This is a genomic window from Pseudomonas sp. GW821-FHT09E04, from assembly GCF_059416185.1.
The window spans coordinates 316,650-335,954 of the sequence record NZ_JBWKOR010000005.1 but is presented as its reverse complement, the minus strand read 5'-3'; the positions used below and the strand labels follow the sequence as shown (position 1 = coordinate 335,954).

The window sequence follows — 19,305 nt, the reverse complement described above, 5'->3', positions numbered from 1 at the left end:
GCAATGCGCATTACAGAGTCCGTAACTCACGGATAGTCATAGGGAATTGGTAGTGCTAGGACTCTTCAACAAAAAGACCAACACGTTACTGGGGATCGACATCAGCTCCACTTCGGTGAAGCTGCTGGAGCTGAGCCGTCAGGGTGAGCGCTACCGGGTCGAGGCGTACGCGGTGGAGCCGTTGCCGGCCAACGCCGTGGTCGAGAAGAACATCGCCGAACTCGAAGGCGTCGGGCACGCCTTGTCCCGGGTGCTGGTCAAGGCGCGTACCGGGCTCAAGAGCGTGGCGGTGGCGGTGGCCGGCTCGGCGGTGATCACCAAGGTCATCGAAATGGACGCCGGGCTGTCCGACGACGAGCTGGAAAACCAGCTCAGGATCGAAGCCGATCAATACATCCCCTATCCGCTGGACGAAGTCGCCATCGACTTCGAAGTTCAGGGCGTTTCACCGCGCAATCCCGAACGGGTCAATGTGCTGCTGGCCGCCTGTCGCAAGGAAAACGTCGAAGTCCGCGAGGCGGCACTGGCCCTCGCCGGCCTGACTGCGCGGGTGGTGGATGTCGAGGCGTATGCGCTCGAGCGCTCGTTCGGCCTGCTGGCCATGCAACTGGCGGCTTCCCAGGAGCGCCTGACCGTTGCGGTGGTCGATATCGGCGCCACCATGACCACCCTCAGCGTCCTGCACAACGGCCGGATCATCTACACCCGCGAGCAACTGTTTGGCGGACGCCAGCTGACCGAGGAAATCCAGCGCCGTTATGGCCTGACCATTGAGCAGGCCGGGCTGGCCAAAAAGCAGGGCGGTCTGCCGGACGATTATGTCATTGAGGTCCTGCAGCCCTTTCGCGAGGCGCTGGTGCAGCAGGTCTCGCGCTCCCTGCAGTTCTTCTTCGCCTCCGGCCAGTACAACGCGGTCGACCATATTCTGCTGGCCGGTGGCACGGCGTCGGTGCCCGGGCTGGATCGGCTGATCGAAGAGCGCCTGGGCACGCCGACCCAGGTCGCCAATCCGTTTTCCGACATGGCCTTGAGCAGCAAGGTCAACGCCGGGGCCCTGGCCAGTGATGCGCCGGCCCTGATGATTGCCTGCGGGCTCGCGCTCAGGAGTTTCGACTGATGGCGCGGATCAACCTTTTACCCTGGCGTGAGGAGCGCCGCGAAGAACGACGCAAACGCTTCCTGCTGGCTCTGACGGGCGTGGTGGTCGGTTCGGTCGGCGCGGTCTTCATTGCTGCTCAGATTTTCAGCACCGCCATTGAGCGGCAACAGGTGCGCAACGATTACATCGGCAAACAGATCGCCGTGGTCGATGAGCGGATCAAGCAGATCAGCGAGCTCAAGGCACGTCGCCAGCAATTGGTGGAGCGGATGCGCATCATCCAGGACCTGCAGGCCAACCGGCAGGTCAGCGGGCGGATCTTCGATCAATTGGCGCGCACCCTGCCTGACGGGGTCTATTTCACCAGCGTGAAAATGGTCGGCAAAACCCTGTCGATCAGCGGTGCGGCGGAGTCGAACAATCGGGTGTCCGACCTGATGCGCAATCTCGATGCATCCGACTGGTTCGATGCGCCGAGCCTGAACGAGGTCAAAGCGACCACGGCCGGGCAACTGGATCAGGCCAACGTCTTTCAACTGACCGTCCGTCAAACCCGGCCCAAGAACCTGGAGGACGATCAATGAAACCGTCCGAATGGTTCGCAAGCCTGCGCAATATCGATTTCAACGACCTGGATACCAGCAACATCGGCTCCTGGCCGCCGGCCGTCAAAGGCCTGGCCGGGGCGCTGTTGATGATCCTGGTCCTGGCGCTGGGCTACAACTTTTTCGTCAGCGACATGGAAAACCAGCTTGAGCTCAAGCGTACGGAGGAAGCCACGCTCAAGGAGCAGTTCACCAGCAAGGCACACCTGGCGGCCAATCTCGAGCTGTATACCCAGCAGATGAAGGAAATGGAGAACTCGTTCGGCGTCCTGCTGCGGCAATTGCCCAGCGACACCGAAGTGCCGGGGCTGCTGGAAGACATCACGCGCACCGGTCTGGGCAGCGGTCTTGAATTCGAGGAGATCAAGCTGTTGCCGGAGGTGACGCAGCAGTTCTACATCGAATTGCCGATCCAGATCACCGTCACAGGCGCGTATCACGACCTCGCCACCTTCGTCAGCGGCGTGGCCGGATTGCCGCGGATCGTGACCCTGCACGACTTCGAGCTGGCGCCGGCCAACCCGGAAGGCGGGACGAAGTTGCGTATGAGCATCCTCGCTAAGACGTACCGCTACAACGACAAGGGGCTGCAAAAATGAGCCCGATCCGTTTCCTTCTATTGTCGACCTTGACGCTGGGCTTGAGCGGTTGCGGCGGCAACGATTTCAGCGATCTCGACGCCTACATGAATGAAGTGCGCCTGCGGCCGCCGGGCAAGATCGAGCCGACGCCGACCTTTCGTTCCTACCCGACGTTCACCTACAGCGCCGCCAGCCTGCGCAGCCCGTTCTCGCGTCAGGTGCGGGTTGATCTGGCCGGGCAGCAGCATGGTTCGCGCAACGTCAAACCGGACCCGAACCGGGTCAAGCAGTACCTCGAAGGTTTCAACATCGAGCAATTCGAGATGGTCGGCACGATTGCCAATGCTTCCGGCTCCTTTGCGCTGCTGCGCGGGGCGGGCGGGGTGCATCGGCTGAAAGTCGGCGATTACCTGGGGCGCAACGACGGGCGCATCGTCGCGATCAGCGCCTCCCAGGTCGATGTGGTCGAAATCGTTCCCGATGGCGAAGGGGCCTGGCTGGAGCGGCCGCGCACCATTCCTTTGAAAGAGCACTCATAGTGGAAGTCGAACAATGAACAGGATTTTCTCCACCCTCGGTTTTTCGCTATGGATAGCGCTGCTGTCGCCGATGGTTCAAGCGGCCAATCTTAAGACGCTGGACGTTGCGGCGCTGCCGGGCGATCGCGTCGAGTTGAAGCTGTCGTTCGACGGCCCACCGCCACAGCCCAAGGGCTACACCACCGATTCGCCTGCGCGGATTGCTCTGGATCTGCCGGGAGTGGCCAGCCGGCTCGCGAGCAAGACTCGCGACCTCGGTAGCGGAAATGCGCGCACTGCCACCGTGGTCGAGGCCAACGACCGTACCCGGTTGATCATCAACCTGACGCAGCTGGCGCCGTATGACGCCCGGGTCGAGGGGAACACGCTGTTCGTGGTGGTTGGGCAGGGCAGCAAAGTTACTGCGCCGCGACCTGCCACCAAGGCTCCGCGCGCCACGCCGGTGGCCGCCCCGGCCCGAACGTTTGTGCCGACGGCCAAGGCCATTCGTGGTGTGGATTTCCAGCGTGGCACGGCGGGTGAGGGCAATGTCGTCATCGACCTGTCCGACCCGACCATTGCGCCGGACATCCAGGAACATGACGGCAAGATCATCCTCAATTTTGCCCGCACCCAATTGCCCGAGCCGTTGCGGGTGCGCCTCGACGTCAAGGATTTCGCCACCCCGGTGCAGTTCGTCAATGCTGGCGTCAGCGGGGATCGCGCGACCATCACCGTCGAGCCCAGCGGCACCTTCGACTATTCCACTTACCAGACCGACAACAAGTTGACCGTGAGCATCCGGCCGTTGACCGTCGATGACCTGCAAAAGCGCAACGCCGACCGCAACAGCTACAGCGGTGAAAAGCTTTCGTTGAATTTCCAGGACATCGATGTGCGTTCGGTGCTGCAACTGATCGCCGATTTCACCAACCTCAACCTGGTGGCCAGCGACACGGTGCAGGGCGGGATCACCTTGCGCCTGCAAAACGTGCCGTGGGATCAGGCGCTGGATCTGGTGCTCAAGACCAAAGGGCTGGACAAGCGCAAGGTCGGCAACGTGTTGCTGGTGGCGCCGGCGGATGAAATCGCTGCCCGCGAACGGCAGGAACTGGAATCGCAGAAACAGATCGCCGAGCTGGCACCGCTGCGCCGCGAGCTGCTGCAAGTGAATTACGCCAAGGCTGCGGACATCGCCAAGCTGTTCCAGTCGGTCACCAGCGCCGAGGCCAAAGTCGACGAACGGGGTTCGATCACCGTCGATGAGCGCACCAACAACATCATCGCCTACCAGACCCAGGATCGCCTCGACGAGCTGCGGCGGATCGTGGCGCAACTGGATATCCCGGTGCGTCAGGTGATGATCGAGGCGCGGATCGTCGAAGCCAACGTCGATTACGACAAAAGCCTGGGCGTGCGCTGGGGCGGATCGATCCAGAACAAGGGCAACTGGAATACTTCCGGGGTCAGCAACGGCTCGTCGACCACCATCGGTACACCGGGGAGCACCAGCACCAACTCACCGTTCGTCGACATGGGCACGGTCAACAATACGTCCGGGATCGGCATTGCGTTCATCACCGACAACGTCTTGCTGGACCTTGAGTTGACGGCGATGGAGAAGACCGGCAACGGTGAAATCGTCTCGCAGCCCAAGGTCGTGACCTCCGACAAGGAGACCGCGAAGATCCTCAAGGGCACCGAAATTCCGTATCAGGAAGCCAGCTCCAGCGGCGCTACGTCGGTGTCTTTCAAGGAGGCCTCGCTGTCGCTGGAGGTCACGCCGCAGATCACTCCGGACAACCGCATCATCATGGAGGTGAAGGTCACCAAGGACGAACCGGACTACCTGAATAAAGTGCAGGATGTACCGCCGATCAAGAAAAACGAGGTCAATGCCAAGGTGCTGGTGAACGACGGCGAGACCATCGTGATTGGCGGGGTTTTCTCAAATACTCAAAGCAAGGTCGTAGATAAGGTGCCATTTCTTGGCGATGTGCCGTATCTTGGCCGCCTTTTCCGGCGTGATGTGGTTTCGGAGAAAAAATCCGAGCTGCTGGTATTCCTCACTCCGCGTATCATGAGTAACCAGGCGATTGCTGTGAGTCGTTGATTCTGTGCGAAATTTGATTCTTGTAGGACCGATGGGGGCTGGAAAAAGCACCATCGGCCGATTACTGGCCAAAGAGCTGCGCCTGCCGTTCAAGGATTCCGACAAGGAAATTGAACTGCGTACGGGCGCCAATATCCCGTGGATCTTCGACAAGGAAGGCGAGCCCGGTTTTCGTGATCGTGAGCAGGCGATGATCGCCGAGCTGTGCGCGTTCGACGGCGTGGTGCTGGCGACGGGCGGCGGCGCGGTGATGCGCGATGCCAACCGCAAGGCCCTGCATGAGGGCGGACGGGTGGTGTATCTGCACGCCTCCGTCGAGCAGCAGGTCGGCCGCACCTCCCGCGACCGCAACCGGCCGCTGCTGCGCACGGCCAATCCCGAGAAAACCTTGCGCGACCTGCTGGCGATCCGTGATCCGCTTTATCGGGAAATCGCCGATCTGGTGGTGGAAACCGACGAGCGGCCACCACGCATGGTCGTGCTCGATATTCTCGACCGCCTGCAGCAGCTTCCGCCCCGTTAAAGCGCCGCTCGAAATGCGCTATCCTCGGCGTCCTGTCGAGGGTTGTGGCGGATCGCATGCAAGCGGCGTCACATCACTCAAGACCGGGGACATCCGATAATTCAAGGCAGGACGCCTGCTTCCATCTTCACTGTGGGGACACATGCAGACACTCAAGGTCGATCTAGGCGAGCGCAGCTACCCGATTCATATTGGCGAAGGACTGTTGGATCAGCCTGAATTGCTGGCTTCGCACATCCACGGGCGGCAAGTGGCAATCATCTCCAACGAGACTGTTGCGCCGCTCTATCTCGAGCGTCTGACCCGCAGCCTGGCGCAATTCTCGGTGGTTTCCGTGGTGCTGCCGGACGGCGAAGCCTTCAAGAACTGGGAAACCCTGCAACTGATCTTCGATGGTCTGCTGACTGCTCGGCATGATCGTCGTACCACCGTCATCGCCCTTGGTGGCGGTGTGATCGGCGACATGGCCGGTTTTGCAGCCGCCTGCTACCAGCGCGGTGTCGATTTCATCCAGATTCCTACCACGCTGCTGTCCCAGGTCGATTCGTCGGTGGGCGGCAAGACCGGGATCAACCACCCGTTGGGCAAGAACATGGTCGGCGCCTTCTATCAGCCGAACGTGGTGCTGATCGATACGGCGTCCCTGAAAACCCTGCCAGCGCGCGAGCTGTCGGCAGGTCTGGCGGAAGTCATCAAGTACGGCCTGATCTGCGACGAGCCGTTCCTGACCTGGCTCGAAGACAACGTCGACGCCCTGCGCGCACTGGATCAGAAAGCCCTGACCTATGCCATCGAGCGCTCCTGCGCGGCCAAGGCGGCGGTGGTCGGCGCCGATGAGAAAGAAACCGGTGTGCGCGCCACGCTCAACCTCGGCCACACCTTCGGCCACGCTATCGAAACCCACATGGGCTATGGTGTCTGGTTGCACGGTGAAGCGGTCGCTGCTGGCACGGTAATGGCGATGGAGATGTCCGCGCGCCTCGGCTGGATCAGCGAGCAGGAACGCGATCGCGGGATTCGTCTGTTCCAGCGTGCCGGCCTGCCGGTGGTGCCGCCTGAAGAAATGAGCGAAGCCGATTTTCTCGAACACATGGCAATTGACAAAAAAGTGATCGACGGTCGTTTGCGCCTGGTGCTGCTGCGCCGGATGGGCGAAGCGGTAGTGACCGACGATTATCCGAAAGAGGTTCTACAGGCCACGCTGGGAGCGGATTACCGCGCTCTGGCTCAGCTTAAAGGTTAATAAGATTCCGATGACTAGTTTGCATGCCGACGAGGCGTTCCTCGGCCATTTCCAGTTAAGTCATGACCCTTTCGCTCCACGGGTCCCGGGCTTCAAATTCTTCCCGGCCCAGCGCAAACCGGTGCTGGGTCAACTGCACCACCTGGCGCGTTACAGCCAGTTGCTGCTGGTGGTCACCGGCCCTCAGGGCAGCGGCAAGACGTTGCTGCGCCAGGCGCTGGTTGCCAGCACCAACAAGCAGTCGGTTCAGAGTGTTGTCGTCTCCGCCCGTGGCGCCGGCGATGCGGCCGGTGTGCTGCGTCAGGTCGCCCAGGCGCTGGACGTGGCCCAGGCCGATGTCGGAGCGATCCTCGATCAGGTCGTACAGTTGGCGCTGACCGGCCAGGAAGTCTATCTGCTGGTGGACGATGCCGAGCAGCTCGACGAGTCCGCCCTCGAAGCCCTGATGGCTTTGGGTGCCGGCGCACCGGAAGGCCGTCCGCATGTGTTCCTGTTCGGTGAGTCGTCGCTGATTGCTCAGCTTGAGGCGCTGCACCTTGAGGAAGAGCGCTTCCACGTCATCGAATTGCAGCCATACACCGAAGAAGAAACCCGCGAATATCTCGACCAGCGGCTCGAAGGCGCGGGCCGTGGCGTCGAACTTTTCACCGCGGATCAGATCTCTGATATTCACGAAAGCTCCGAGGGCTGGCCGGGCAACATCAACCAGGTCGCTCGCGATGCTCTGATCGAAGTCATGATTGCCAGCCGCTCTGCGGTCAAGCGTCCAAGTATGGGGTTCAACATGCCGAAGAAACACGTATTGGCGATTTCCGCCGTCGTCGTGGTGGCGGTCGCTGCCGCCTGGCTGATGCCTGGTCGCAACAAGGCGCCAACCACCGGCGCACCGGCCAATGAACAGGCACAGCTGCCATTGGGCCAGGGTGGCGCACCGAACGTGGAGTTCGCCGGTAACACCCAGCCGATGCCGTTGCCGCTGGTCGGCAATTCGCAACCGGTCATGCGCAAGCCATTGGCCGAAGCTGCCGGCGGGATTACCGAGGGTGACGACGGTGTGCCGCTGGAAGGTTCCAGCAATACGCCGCCAACCGTGACCACCACCGCGCCACCGGCCGGTGTGCCGGCCGGTCCAGCACCGACGCCGGTTCCGGTCCCTGCGGCCAAACCGACACCGGCACCGACTCAGGTTGCCACGGCCAAGCCAGTGCCTGCTCCAGCCGCGCCAGTCGCCAAGCCTGCTCCAGCGCCGGCCAAGCCTGTAGCAGCGGCCAAACCGGCCGAGAAAGCCGCCGAGAAGCCGGTCACCGTCGCCAAAGCCGCTGGCGGCAGCTGGTACGCCGGCCAGGCGCCGGGCAACTACGTGGTGCAGATCCTCGGCACCAGCTCTGAAGCCGCCGCACAAAGCTTCGTCAAGGAGCAGGGCGGCGAGTACCGTTATTTCAAGAAAGTCCTCAACGGCAAGCCGCTCTACGTGATCACCTATGGCAGCTTTGCCAATCGTGATGCGGCCGTTTCTGCCATCAAGGCCTTGCCAGCGAAGGTTCAGGCTGGTAAACCTTGGCCTCGCACTGTCGCCAGCGTCCAACAGGAACTGGCAACAACTCGCTGAAGATTCGGCGGCCTTACCCAGGCCGCCTCTCCAAGCACCTCAAAATCTCTACAAGTGCGCGCCGTCTCTACAGACCGCGTGCCTTGTGGTGTCTGCGTCACAGTAGTCTTTGAGTCGTTGCGGTCAAAATTAAAAAAGTTTTGACTAGCACAGCAGATCGCTTTAAACCTTTCACAAATGCGACATGAATTTGCGACATTTCGTCGTCAAATTTGTGAGCCTCTGTGTCGCTGTGTACAATGACCACCCTTTTGCCCCCGCTAAGCCGGCGTACGTTCGGCGCGAGATGCAAGTGGTTGAATTGAAAAGAAATTTGCCTCGAAAAGAGGCAGCCTGGTGAGAAAGTGTCTATGAAAGCAGGTCTGTACCAACCAGATGAATTCAAGGATAACTGCGGTTTCGGCCTGATAGCCCATATGCAGGGCGAACCCAGTCATACCCTATTGCAAACGGCCATTGAGGCCCTGACCTGCATGACCCACCGCGGTGGGATTAATGCCGACGGCAAGACCGGTGACGGTTGCGGTCTGCTGATTCAAAAGCCTGACGCCTTCCTGCGCGCGATTGCCCAGGAAGCCTTCAGCGTCGAGCTGCCCAAGCAATATGCCGTGGGCATGGTCTTCTTCAACCAGGATCCGGCCAAGGCCGAAGCCGCTCGCGAGAACATGAACCGCGAGATCCTGGCCGAAGGCCTGCAACTGATCGGCTGGCGCAAAGTGCCCATCGACACCAGCGTCCTCGGCCGCCTCGCCCTTGAGCGCCTGCCGCAGATCGAGCAGGTGTACATCGGCGGCGAAGGCCTGAGCGATCAGGACATGGCGGTCAAGCTGTTCAGCGCACGTCGTCGTTCGTCCGTGGCCAACGCCGCTGACACCGACCACTACATCTGCAGCTTTTCCCACAAGACCATCATCTATAAAGGCCTGATGATGCCGGCCGACCTGGCCGCGTTCTATCCGGACCTGGGTGACCAGCGCCTGCAAACCGCAATCTGCGTGTTTCACCAGCGCTTCTCCACCAACACCCTGCCGAAATGGCCGCTGGCTCAGCCATTCCGCTTCCTCGCTCACAACGGCGAGATCAACACCATCACCGGTAACCGCAACTGGGCCCAGGCCCGTCGCACCAAGTTCAGCAACGATCTGATGGATCTGGAAGAACTCGGCCCGCTGGTGAACCGCGTTGGCTCCGACTCTTCGAGCATGGACAACATGCTCGAACTGATGGTCACCGGTGGCATCGACCTGTTCCGTGGCGTGCGGATGATCATTCCGCCTGCGTGGCAGAACGTCGAAACCATGGACCCGGATCTGCGTGCGTTCTACGAGTACAACTCGATGCACATGGAGCCGTGGGACGGCCCGGCCGGCGTGGTGATGACCGATGGTCGTTACGCGGTGTGCCTGCTCGACCGTAACGGTCTGCGCCCGGCGCGCTGGGTCACCACCACCAACGGTTTCATCACTGTCGCTTCGGAAATCGGCGTCTGGAACTACCAGCCGCAGGATGTCATCGCCAAGGGCCGTGTCGGTCCTGGGCAGATCCTCGCCGTGGACACCGAAACCGGTCAGATCCTCGACACCGACGCGATCGACAACCGTCTGAAATCCCGTCATCCGTACAAGCAATGGCTGCGCAAGAATGCCCTGCGCATTCAGGCGACCATGGAAGACAACGATCACGGTTCGGCTTTCTACGACGTCGATCAGCTCAAGCAATACATGAAGATGTATCAGGTCACGTTCGAAGAGCGCGATCAGGTACTGCGTCCGCTCGGCGAGCAAGGCTATGAGGCCGTTGGCTCGATGGGCGACGACACGCCGATGGCCGTGCTGTCCCAGCGCGTGCGCACGCCATATGACTATTTCCGTCAGCAGTTCGCGCAGGTGACCAACCCGCCGATCGACCCGCTGCGTGAAGCGATCGTGATGTCGCTGGAAATCTGCCTCGGTGCCGAGCGCAACATCTTCCAGGAATCGCCGGAACACGCTTCGCGCGTGATCCTCAGCTCGCCGGTCATTTCCCCGGCCAAGTGGCGTTCGCTGATGAACCTCGACCGCCCGGGTTTCGAGCGGCAGATCATCGACCTCAACTACGACGAAAGCGTCGGTCTCGAAGCGGCGATCCGCAACGTCGCCGATCAGGCTGAAGAAGCCGTGCGCGCCGGTCGTACCCAGATCGTTCTGAGCGACCGCCATATCGCGCCGGGCAAGCTGCCGATCCACGCCTCGATGGCCACCGGCGCGGTACACCACCGCCTGACCGAAAAAGGCCTGCGCTGCGATTCCAACATCCTGGTAGAAACCGCAACTGCCCGCGATCCGCATCACTTCGCGGTGTTGATCGGCTTCGGCGCCTCGGCGGTCTATCCGTTCCTGGCCTACGAAGTGCTGGGCGACCTGATCCGTACCGGTGAAGTGCTGGGCGACCTCTACGAGGTGTTCAAGAACTACCGCAAAGGCATCACCAAAGGCCTGCTGAAGATCCTGTCGAAGATGGGCATCTCGACCATTGCGTCCTATCGCGGTGCGCAGTTGTTCGAAGCCATTGGTCTGTCCGAAGAAGTTTGCGAGCTGAGCTTCCGTGGCGTGCCGAGCCGCATCAAGGGCGCGCGTTTCGTCGACATCGAAGCCGAGCAGAAAGCACTGGCCACCGAAGCCTGGAGTCCGCGCAAGCCGATCCAGCAGGGCGGCCTGCTGAAGTTCGTCCACGGTGGCGAATACCACGCGTACAACCCGGACGTGGTCAACACCCTGCAAGCCGCCGTGCAGCAGGGCGACTACGCCAAGTTCAAGGAATACACCTCGCTGGTGGACAACCGTCCGGTGTCGATGATCCGTGACCTGTTCAAGGTCAAGACCCTCGAGAAACCGCTGGACATCAGCGAAGTCGAGCCGCTGGAATCGGTGCTCAAGCGCTTCGACTCCGCCGGTATCTCGCTGGGCGCCCTGTCGCCGGAAGCTCACGAAGCCCTGGCCGAAGCCATGAACCGCCTGGGTGCGCGTTCCAACTCCGGCGAAGGCGGCGAAGACCCGGCACGTTACGGCACCATCAAGAGCTCGAAAATCAAGCAGGTTGCGACCGGTCGTTTCGGCGTGACCCCGGAATACCTGGTCAACGCCGAAGTGCTGCAGATCAAGGTCGCCCAGGGTGCCAAGCCGGGCGAGGGCGGGCAACTGCCGGGCGGTAAAGTGAACGGGCTGATCGCCAAACTGCGTTACGCAGTGCCGGGCGTGACCCTGATTTCGCCACCGCCGCACCACGACATCTATTCGATCGAAGACTTGTCGCAGCTGATTTTCGACCTGAAACAGGTCAACCCGAAGGCGCTGGTTTCGGTGAAGCTTGTGGCCGAAGCGGGCGTCGGCACCATCGCCGCCGGTGTGGCCAAGGCCTATGCGGACTTGATCACCATCTCCGGCTACGACGGTGGCACCGGTGCTTCGCCGCTGACCTCGATCAAATACGCTGGCGCACCGTGGGAACTCGGCCTGGCCGAAACCCACCAGACCCTGCGCGGCAACGACCTGCGCGGCAAGGTCCGGGTGCAGACCGACGGCGGCCTGAAAACCGGCCTCGACGTGATCAAGGCGGCCATCCTCGGCGCCGAAAGCTTCGGTTTCGGTACCGCGCCGATGATCGCGCTGGGCTGCAAATACCTGCGTATCTGCCACCTGAACAACTGCGCCACTGGCGTCGCGACTCAGAACGAGAAGCTGCGCAAGGATCACTACATCGGCACCGTCGACATGGTGGTGAACTTCTTCACCTACGTCGCCGAAGAAACCCGTGAGTGGCTGGCCAAGCTCGGCGTGCGTTCCCTCGAAGAGCTGATCGGCCGCACCGATCTGCTGGAAGTCCTCGAAGGCCAGACCGCCAAGCAGCATCACCTGGATCTGACCCCGCTGCTGGGCAGCGATCACATCCCGGCGGACAAGCCGCAGTTCTGTGGCGTCGAGCGCAACCCGCCATTCGACCAGGGCCTGCTGGCCGAGAAAATGGTCGAGATGGCGACGTCGGCGATCAACGACCTCAGCGGCGCCGAGTTCGAACTGGACATCTGCAACTGCGACCGTTCGATCGGCGCGCGGATCTCCGGCGAAATCGCCCGCAAGCATGGCAATCAGGGCATGGCCAAGGCGCCAGTCACCTTCCGCTTCAAGGGCACTGCGGGTCAGAGCTTCGGCGTGTGGAACGCCGGCGGTCTGAACATGTACCTGGAAGGCGACGCCAACGACTACGTCGGCAAAGGCATGACCGGCGGCAAACTGGTCATCGTGCCGCCGAAGGGCAGCGCTTATCAGACTCAGAACAGCGCCATCATCGGCAACACCTGCCTGTACGGCGCGACCGGCGGCAAGTTGTTCGCTGCCGGCACCGCAGGCGAGCGTTTCGCCGTGCGCAACTCCGGTGCCCACACGGTCGTGGAAGGCACTGGCGATCACTGCTGCGAGTACATGACCGGTGGTTTCGTCTGCGTCCTGGGCAAGACCGGTTACAACTTCGGCTCAGGCATGACCGGCGGTTTCGCCTACGTGCTCGACCAGGACAACACCTTCGTTGACCGGGTCAACCACGAACTGGTGGAAATCCAGCGGATCAGCGGCGAGGCGATGGAAGCCTATCGCAGCCACCTGCAGAACGTGCTGAACGAGTATGTCGCGGAAACCGACAGCGAGTGGGGTCGTGAACTCGCCGAGAACCTCGATGACTACCTGCGTCGTTTCTGGCTGGTCAAGCCGAAGGCTGCCAACCTGAAGTCGTTGCTTTCCAGCACCCGTGCCAACCCGCAGTGATATGCGCCTGAAGAGTTTGATGAGGTTTTAACAATGGCTGAACGTCTGAATAACGACTTCCAGTTCATCGACGTCGGGCGCAAAGATCCGAAGAAGAAACTGTTGCGTCAACGCAAGAAAGAGTTCGTGGAAATCTACGAACCGTTCAAACCCCAGCAGTCGGCCGACCAGGCCCACCGCTGCCTGGGTTGCGGCAACCCGTATTGCGAATGGAAGTGCCCGGTGCACAACTTCATTCCGAACTGGCTGAAACTGGTGGCCGAGGGCAACATCCTTCAGGCCGCCGAGCTGTCGCACCAGACCAACACCCTGCCGGAAGTCTGCGGCCGGGTGTGCCCGCAGGATCGTCTGTGCGAGGGTGCCTGCACCCTCAACGACGGCTTCGGCGCGGTGACCATCGGTTCGGTCGAGAAGTACATCACCGACACCGCGTTCGCCATGGGCTGGCGCCCGGACATGTCCAAGGTCAAACCGACCGGCAAGCGTGTCGCGATCATCGGTGCAGGCCCGGCGGGCCTCGGTTGTGCCGACGTGCTGGTGCGCGGCGGCGTGACTCCGGTGGTGTTCGACAAGAACCCGGAAATCGGCGGTCTGCTGACCTTCGGCATCCCCGAGTTCAAGCTTGAGAAGACCGTGCTGAGCAATCGTCGCGAAGTCTTCACCGGCATGGGCATCGAGTTCCGCCTCAACACCGAGGTCGGCAAGGACGTGACCATGGAGCAACTGCTCGCCGAATACGATGCCGTGTTCATGGGCATGGGCACCTACACCTACATGAAGGGCGGTTTTGCCGGTGAGGATCTGCCGGGCGTTTATGACGCGCTGGATTTCCTGATTGCCAACGTCAATCGCAATCTGGGCTTTGAAAAGTCGCCGGAAGATTTCGTCGACATGAAAGGCAAGAAGGTTGTGGTTCTGGGCGGTGGCGACACGGCGATGGACTGCAACCGCACGTCGATCCGCCAGGGCGCCAAGTCGGTGACCTGTGCTTATCGTCGTGACGAAGCGAACATGCCGGGCTCGCGCAAAGAGGTGAAGAACGCCAAGGAAGAAGGCGTGAAATTCCTCTACAACCGCCAGCCGATCGCCATCGTCGGCGAAGACAAGGTCGAAGGCGTGAAAGTGGTCGAGACCCGTCTCGGCGAGCCGGACGCCCGTGGCCGTCGCAGCCCAGAACCGATCCCGGGTTCCGAAGAGATCATCCCGGCCGACGCCGTGGTCATCGCATTCGGTTTCCGTCCGAGCCCGGCGCCGTGGTTCGAGCAGTTCGAGATCCAGACCGACAGCCAGGGCCGCGTCGTTGCGCCTGAGCAAGGTCAATACAAGCACCAGACCAGCAACCCGAAAATTTTCGCCGGTGGCGACATGGTGCGCGGTTCCGACCTGGTGGTGACGGCGATCTTCGAAGGTCGCAATGCGGCGGAAGGGATCCTGGATTACCTGGGCGTCTAAACCCGGTTCGAAACTGCACCGCAATACCTGTGGGAGCTGGCTTGCCAGCTCCCACATTGTTTTCAGGGTGTTGCTGAAATCCACGAAATCATTGCGACAAATTGACCCGATAGACAAAAGGCTGACCTGCAACCGTGCCTTTTGCGTCGCGCTCTGAGAAAATGCCCGCACTTTTTTTCCGGATGCCGACATGACTGCCCTGAAGAACGACCGTTTCCTCCGCGCCCTGCTCAAGCAACCCGTAGACGTCACCCCTGTGTGGATGATGCGCCAGGCCGGCCGCTACCTGCCGGAATACCGCGCCAGCCGCGCCCAGGCCGGTGATTTCATGAGCCTGTGCATGAATCCGGAATTCGCCTGCGAAGTCACGCTGCAACCTCTCGACCGCTATCCGCAACTGGACGCGGCGATCCTGTTCTCCGACATCCTCACCATTCCCGATGCCATGGGCCAGGGCCTGTACTTCGAGACCGGTGAAGGTCCGCGCTTCAAGAAAGTCGTCAGCACCCTGGCCGACATCGAAGCCCTGCCGATCCCGGATCCGCACAAAGACCTTGGGTACGTGATGGACGCGGTCAGCACCATCCGCCGCGAACTGAACGGCCGCGTGCCGCTGATCGGTTTCTCCGGCAGCCCATGGACCCTCGCCACTTACATGGTCGAAGGCGGCTCGTCGAAAGACTTCCGCAAGACCAAGGCGATGCTCTACGACAACCCGCAAGCCATGCACCTGTTGCTGGACAAGCTGGCGCAGTCGGTGACCTCGTACCTGAACGGCCAGATCCAGGCCGGTGCGCAAGCGGTGCAGATCTTCGATACCTGGGGCGGCAACCTGTCGGCGGCGGCGTATCAGGAATTCTCCCTGGCCTACATGAAGAAAATCGTCAGCGGCCTGATCCGCGAGCACGACGGTCGCAAGGTGCCGGTGATCCTGTTCACCAAGAACGGCGGCCTGTGGCTGGAAAGCATCGCCGACGCTGGCGCCGACGCACTGGGCCTGGACTGGACCTGCGACATCGGCAACGCCCGCGCCCGCGTTGGCGACAAGGTCGCACTGCAAGGCAACATGGACCCGACCGTGCTGTACGCCAAGCCGGAAGCGATCCGCACCGAAGTCGGGCGCATCCTCGCCAGCTACGGCAAGGGTAGCGGCCACGTGTTCAACCTCGGCCACGGCATCACGCCTGAAGTCGATCCGGAACACGCTGGCGCGTTCCTGCGCGCGGTGCACGAGTTGTCGGCGCAGTACCACGAGTGATCGTGCCTCAATAAAAAACGCCCGGCTTATGCCGGGCGTTTTTTTATGGGCGTGAATCAGGCTTTGACGCCGCCCAGCGGTGGCAACTTCGCCAGCTTCAACGCCACCAACAGCGCCACCAGCAACAATGCGCCAATGAACAGGCCTATCCCGTTCCATCCCGCCATGTGCCAGAACACTCCGCCCGCCGTCCCGGCGATGCTCGACCCGGCGTAATAGCTGAACAGGTACAACGACGACGCCTGGCCCTTGGCCTTGAGCGCCCGACGGCCGATCCAGCTGCTGGCCACCGAGTGTGCGGCGAAGAAGCCGAAGGTGAAGATCAGCATGCCGATGATCACCAGAGGCAGCGGTGTAAACATCGTCAGGGCGAGGCCGGCGAACATCAGGGCGATGGTTGCCCACAGGACTTTGCGGCGGCCCAGTTTGTCGGCCAGCGAGCCGATTTTCGCCGAACTGTAGATACCTGACAGATAGACCACCGACAACAACCCCACAAACACCTGATCCAGGTGATACGGCTCGGCCAGCAGGCGGTAGCCGATGTAGTTGAACAACGTGACGAACGCGCCCATCAGCACGAACGCCTCAAGGAACAGCAGCGGCAGGCCGGCATCGCGAAAGTGCATGGTGAAGCCGTCGAGCAGGCTGCGCGGATGCAGCGAGCGGGAGCGGAAGTTGCGCGACTCCGGCAGGATCTTCCAGAACACCGCTGCCGCAATCAGCGCGAGGCCGCCGATCACCAGCATCGCTGTGTGCCAGCTGACGAAGTCGATCAGTACGCCGGTGATCAAGCGCCCGCTCATCCCGCCAATCGCGTTGCCGCCGATGTACAGGCCCATCGCCAGACCGATGTGCTGCGGATGGATTTCCTCGCTGAGGTAAGTCATTGCAACCGCCGCCAGACCGCTCAACGACAACCCGATCAGCGCCCGCATGATCAGCACGCCGTGCCAGCTCGGCATCATCGAACTGGCGATGGTGCAAAGGGCTGCGGCAAACAGAGCGGCGACCATCACCGGTTTGCGCCCGACCCGATCGGAAATCGGCCCGGTGATCAGCAGACCGAAGGCCAACATGCCGGTGGCCACCGACAGGATCAGGCTGCTCTGCGCCGCGTTGATCGAATATTCCTGGGACAGCAGCGGCATCATCGGCTGCACGCAGTACAGCAGGGCAAACGTCGCGAAGCCGCCGCTGAACAGCGCGAGCACCGTGCGCATGAACGCGGGCGTGCCTTTCTCGATGTAGATCTCTTGCAGTTCGGTCAGCACATCGTCCGCCGCAGCGGGCGGGACTTCATGGGCCAGTGGAGCGACGGCGGTTTTCACATCAGACCTCGGAGGGCGCGGCAGGCAGGCAATGAAAAAATCATATAGCTGGCTAATGTTTCTATCCAATATATTGTTCGACCTGTTTGATAGCTTTAACGACCTAATGGGGCTTCCATGGAATTGCGTCACTTGCGCTACTTCATCGCCGTCGCCGAAGAACTGCACTTCGGCCGCGCCGCACAGGTGCTGGGCATCTCCCAGCCACCGCTGAGCCAGCAGATTCAGGCGCTGGAGCAGGAAGTCGGCGCACGGCTGTTCGAGCGTACCAATCGTCGGGTCGAGCTCAGCGAGGCCGGACGACTGTTTCTGGAAGAGGCGCGGTTGGTGCTTGCTCAGGTCGATAAAGCGGCGGACGTGGCGCGGCGCGCGCAATTGGGTGAGCTCGGCGAGTTGAAGATCGGCTTCACCTCGTCGGCGCCGTTCAACTCGACCATTCCCCAGGCGATTTTTTCCTTCCGTCAGCGCTTCCCGGCCGTGCACCTGAACCTGCGGGAGATGAGCAGCACCATGGTGGCCGACGCATTGGTGGACGAATCGATCGAGGTCGGCATCATGCGCCCCCTGGGCCTGCCGGATTCGCTGAGCGTGGTCGAACTGATGCGCGAGCCATTGGTGGCCGTGCTTAGTTCCAAACATCCGCTGGCGCAGGGCTCTGAAGAGGGGCTGTTCCTCTCGGCGCTGGCCCTAGAACCGTTCGTGTTCTTCCCGCGCAGCTACGGCAGCGGTTTGTATTCCCAATTGATCAGCCTGGCCCGTGACGCCGGTTTCAGCCCGCACTTTGCACAGGAAGCGGGGGAGGCGATGACGATCATCGGCCTGGTGGCGGCGGGCCTGGGCGTGTCGGTCATGCCGGCCTCGTATCAGCGGATGCGCATCGACGGCGTGGTCTATCGGCCGTTGCTCGATCCCGAAGCGGTGACGGCGGTGTGGCTGGTGCAGCGCAAGGATCAGAAATCGCCGATGGCCAAGGCGTTCGTCGAGCTGCTCACGCGCAAGGTCGAAGCCGGTTGATCAGGGCAGTCGCACCAGATCACCCTTCAACGCCACCCGCGTCACGAACACCCCGGCCCGACATTCGTAAGTGTTCAGATCCTTGCGCACATGCTGGTCGTAGTAGCTGACGATATTGGTCACCGCGTTGGCTCCGACGCGCTTGGCCTGGGCCTGCAGCGCAATCAGGTTCGACTGCAGAACCCACTCGCAGGAATCGTGATCGCTCTTGTTGAAACCGTTGGTCTTCAGATCGCTGACGACCCCGCGCTGCAACATCCGTTGAGTCCCCAGTGGTCCATTGCCGATCAGGTAAAACTTCACACTGCCATCCAGCCGCCCGGCGCGAATCGCATCCGACAGCACGGTTTCGAACGGCATGTACATCAGGTTGGTGGCATGGCTGGCACTGGGGAGCAGGCTGAAAAGGGCGGCGGCGATCAGGGCTTTCGCTTGCATGGTCATCTCCTTGACGTAACGCGCAGCAAATTACGGGTATGACGAGTGTAGACGCCGTATATCGGACAGAGAGAAGTCCATGTAGAGTGCGTGTAGCTCAACGGCTACACTTGCAGCCATGACTGAGATACTTCGAAGCTCCACATTCTCGAGCTGGCTTGTGAAGCTGGCTGATAGTCGCGCCAGGATGCGTATTCAGGTGCGAATTGATCGCATGGCTGATGGGAATTTCGGTGATGTCAAAGCCATTGGCGAAGGGATCAGCGAAGCCCGAATTGACTATGGCCCGGGATATCGGGTCTATTTCATGCAGCAAGGTCGTCAGCTGGTCATCCTCCTTTGTGGTGGAGACAAGAGCAGTCAATCTCGAGACATCAAGCAAGCCAGGCTCATAGCGGAATCCTGGCAGGAGCAAAACCCATGACCGAACAATTCACTCGTTGGGACTCAGCCGAGTACCTCAAGACAGAAGAGGACATGGCCAACTATCTGGACGCCTGTATGGAAGAGGCGGGTGACGACCCGGCTTTTATTGCCAAGGCACTTGGCACTATCGCTCGGGCGCGTGGCATGACGCAGGTTGCGCGCGATGCTGGGCTATCAAGGGAAAGTCTTTATCGCGCACTGTCAGGCGAGGTAAATCCTGAGTTTGGGACGATCCTCAAAGTCATGAAGGCGCTGGGGCTGAAGTTGCATGCCAGCACATGATCTGAACTGAAAAGGGC

At 61.3% G+C, this 19,305-nt stretch carries 16 protein-coding genes; 14 read left to right on the top strand and 2 right to left on the bottom strand.

What is annotated here, in order from left to right; genetic code table 11:
* Window positions 1–52 precede the first annotated feature (52 nt).
* The 11 genes from AC07N4_RS20275 to hemE all read left to right on the top strand — a co-directional run bounded on the left by AC07N4_RS20275 (window position 53) and on the right by hemE (window position 15,797).
* Window positions 53–1,117, top strand: a complete 1,065-nt coding sequence (locus tag AC07N4_RS20275) for a pilus assembly protein PilM (RefSeq protein WP_273537446.1) — start codon at window positions 53–55, stop codon at window positions 1,115–1,117.
* The gene (locus AC07N4_RS20270) at window positions 1,117–1,683 is read left to right on the top strand and encodes a PilN domain-containing protein (RefSeq protein WP_273537445.1); all 567 of its coding nucleotides are present in this window, start codon (window positions 1,117–1,119) and stop codon (window positions 1,681–1,683) included. The genes AC07N4_RS20275 and AC07N4_RS20270 overlap by 1 nt, the downstream gene beginning before the upstream one ends.
* A complete protein-coding gene (gene pilO, locus AC07N4_RS20265; RefSeq protein ID WP_102620203.1) occupies window positions 1,680–2,303 on the top strand; it encodes a type 4a pilus biogenesis protein PilO in 624 nt (207 codons plus the stop codon). Before AC07N4_RS20270 ends, pilO begins: the two co-directional genes overlap by 4 nt.
* The gene (locus tag AC07N4_RS20260) at window positions 2,300–2,824 is read left to right on the top strand and encodes a pilus assembly protein PilP (RefSeq protein WP_096819917.1); all 525 of its coding nucleotides are present in this window, start codon (window positions 2,300–2,302) and stop codon (window positions 2,822–2,824) included. The genes pilO and AC07N4_RS20260 overlap by 4 nt, the downstream gene beginning before the upstream one ends.
* 13 nt (window positions 2,825–2,837) lie before the next feature.
* Window positions 2,838–4,916, top strand: a complete 2,079-nt coding sequence (locus AC07N4_RS20255; RefSeq protein ID WP_493065849.1) for a type IV pilus secretin PilQ — start codon at window positions 2,838–2,840, stop codon at window positions 4,914–4,916.
* Window positions 4,917–4,920: 4 nt separating this feature from the next.
* A complete protein-coding gene (gene aroK / locus AC07N4_RS20250) occupies window positions 4,921–5,439 on the top strand; it encodes a shikimate kinase AroK (protein WP_045121685.1) in 519 nt (172 codons plus the stop codon).
* Between the two features lie 142 nt (window positions 5,440–5,581).
* The gene (aroB, locus tag AC07N4_RS20245; protein ID WP_493065848.1) at window positions 5,582–6,682 is read left to right on the top strand and encodes a 3-dehydroquinate synthase; all 1,101 of its coding nucleotides are present in this window, start codon (window positions 5,582–5,584) and stop codon (window positions 6,680–6,682) included.
* Window positions 6,683–6,692: 10 nt separating this feature from the next.
* Window positions 6,693–8,291 carry an AAA family ATPase gene (locus AC07N4_RS20240; protein WP_102620200.1) on the top strand — a complete coding sequence of 533 codons (1,599 nt, stop codon included), beginning with the start codon at window positions 6,693–6,695 and terminating at the stop codon, window positions 8,289–8,291.
* 350 nt (window positions 8,292–8,641) lie between these two features.
* On the top strand, window positions 8,642–13,087 hold the full coding sequence (gltB, locus tag AC07N4_RS20235) for a glutamate synthase large subunit (RefSeq protein WP_493065847.1): 4,446 nt from the start codon (window positions 8,642–8,644) through the stop codon (window positions 13,085–13,087).
* A gap of 33 nt (window positions 13,088–13,120) precedes the next feature.
* Window positions 13,121–14,539, top strand: coding sequence for an FAD-dependent oxidoreductase (locus AC07N4_RS20230; protein WP_007909438.1), 1,419 nt, complete (start codon window positions 13,121–13,123; stop codon window positions 14,537–14,539).
* A gap of 190 nt (window positions 14,540–14,729) precedes the next feature.
* Window positions 14,730–15,797: a uroporphyrinogen decarboxylase gene (hemE, locus tag AC07N4_RS20225; protein WP_007952372.1), complete on the top strand. Its 1,068-nt coding sequence runs from the start codon at window positions 14,730–14,732 to the stop codon at window positions 15,795–15,797.
* 56 nt (window positions 15,798–15,853) lie between these two features.
* Here hemE and AC07N4_RS20220 read toward each other — a convergent pair whose 3' ends face one another.
* Entirely contained in the window at window positions 15,854–17,128 is a 1,275-nt protein-coding gene (locus AC07N4_RS20220) for an MFS transporter (protein WP_096819912.1), read from the bottom strand.
* A gap of 117 nt (window positions 17,129–17,245) precedes the next feature.
* Here AC07N4_RS20220 and AC07N4_RS20215 point away from each other — a divergent pair, with 117 nt between their 5' ends.
* The gene (locus tag AC07N4_RS20215; RefSeq protein WP_039766450.1) at window positions 17,246–18,142 is read left to right on the top strand and encodes a LysR family transcriptional regulator; all 897 of its coding nucleotides are present in this window, start codon (window positions 17,246–17,248) and stop codon (window positions 18,140–18,142) included.
* Here AC07N4_RS20215 and AC07N4_RS20210 read toward each other — a convergent pair whose 3' ends face one another.
* On the bottom strand, window positions 18,143–18,580 hold the full coding sequence (locus AC07N4_RS20210) for an excinuclease (RefSeq protein WP_096819910.1): 438 nt from the start codon (window positions 18,578–18,580) through the stop codon (window positions 18,143–18,145). It abuts the gene before it with no gap.
* 118 nt (window positions 18,581–18,698) lie between these two features.
* Here AC07N4_RS20210 and AC07N4_RS20205 point away from each other — a divergent pair, with 118 nt between their 5' ends.
* Both AC07N4_RS20205 and AC07N4_RS20200 read left to right on the top strand, forming a co-directional pair.
* Window positions 18,699–19,004 carry a type II toxin-antitoxin system RelE/ParE family toxin gene (locus AC07N4_RS20205; protein WP_102620197.1) on the top strand — a complete coding sequence of 102 codons (306 nt, stop codon included), beginning with the start codon at window positions 18,699–18,701 and terminating at the stop codon, window positions 19,002–19,004.
* Window positions 19,001–19,288, top strand: a complete 288-nt coding sequence (locus tag AC07N4_RS20200; RefSeq protein ID WP_011332089.1) for an addiction module antidote protein — start codon at window positions 19,001–19,003, stop codon at window positions 19,286–19,288. The genes AC07N4_RS20205 and AC07N4_RS20200 overlap by 4 nt, the downstream gene beginning before the upstream one ends.
* The last annotated feature ends 17 nt before the right edge of the window (window positions 19,289–19,305 follow it).

Coding starts and splice junctions, on each gene's coding strand:
- AC07N4_RS20200 (WP_011332089.1), top strand. CDS start 19,001: ATGACCGAACAATTCACTCGTTGGGACTCAGCCGAGTACCTCAAGACA.
- AC07N4_RS20205 (WP_102620197.1), top strand. CDS start 18,699: ATGACTGAGATACTTCGAAGCTCCACATTCTCGAGCTGGCTTGTGAAG.
- gltB (WP_493065847.1), top strand. CDS start 8,642: ATGAAAGCAGGTCTGTACCAACCAGATGAATTCAAGGATAACTGCGGT.
- pilO (WP_102620203.1), top strand. CDS start 1,680: ATGAAACCGTCCGAATGGTTCGCAAGCCTGCGCAATATCGATTTCAAC.
- AC07N4_RS20240 (WP_102620200.1), top strand. CDS start 6,693: ATGACTAGTTTGCATGCCGACGAGGCGTTCCTCGGCCATTTCCAGTTA.
- AC07N4_RS20255 (WP_493065849.1), top strand. CDS start 2,838: ATGAACAGGATTTTCTCCACCCTCGGTTTTTCGCTATGGATAGCGCTG.
- AC07N4_RS20210 (WP_096819910.1), bottom strand. CDS start 18,580: ATGCAAGCGAAAGCCCTGATCGCCGCCGCCCTTTTCAGCCTGCTCCCC.
- aroB (WP_493065848.1), top strand. CDS start 5,582: ATGCAGACACTCAAGGTCGATCTAGGCGAGCGCAGCTACCCGATTCAT.
- AC07N4_RS20260 (WP_096819917.1), top strand. CDS start 2,300: ATGAGCCCGATCCGTTTCCTTCTATTGTCGACCTTGACGCTGGGCTTG.
- hemE (WP_007952372.1), top strand. CDS start 14,730: ATGACTGCCCTGAAGAACGACCGTTTCCTCCGCGCCCTGCTCAAGCAA.
- AC07N4_RS20270 (WP_273537445.1), top strand. CDS start 1,117: ATGGCGCGGATCAACCTTTTACCCTGGCGTGAGGAGCGCCGCGAAGAA.
- AC07N4_RS20215 (WP_039766450.1), top strand. CDS start 17,246: ATGGAATTGCGTCACTTGCGCTACTTCATCGCCGTCGCCGAAGAACTG.
- AC07N4_RS20230 (WP_007909438.1), top strand. CDS start 13,121: ATGGCTGAACGTCTGAATAACGACTTCCAGTTCATCGACGTCGGGCGC.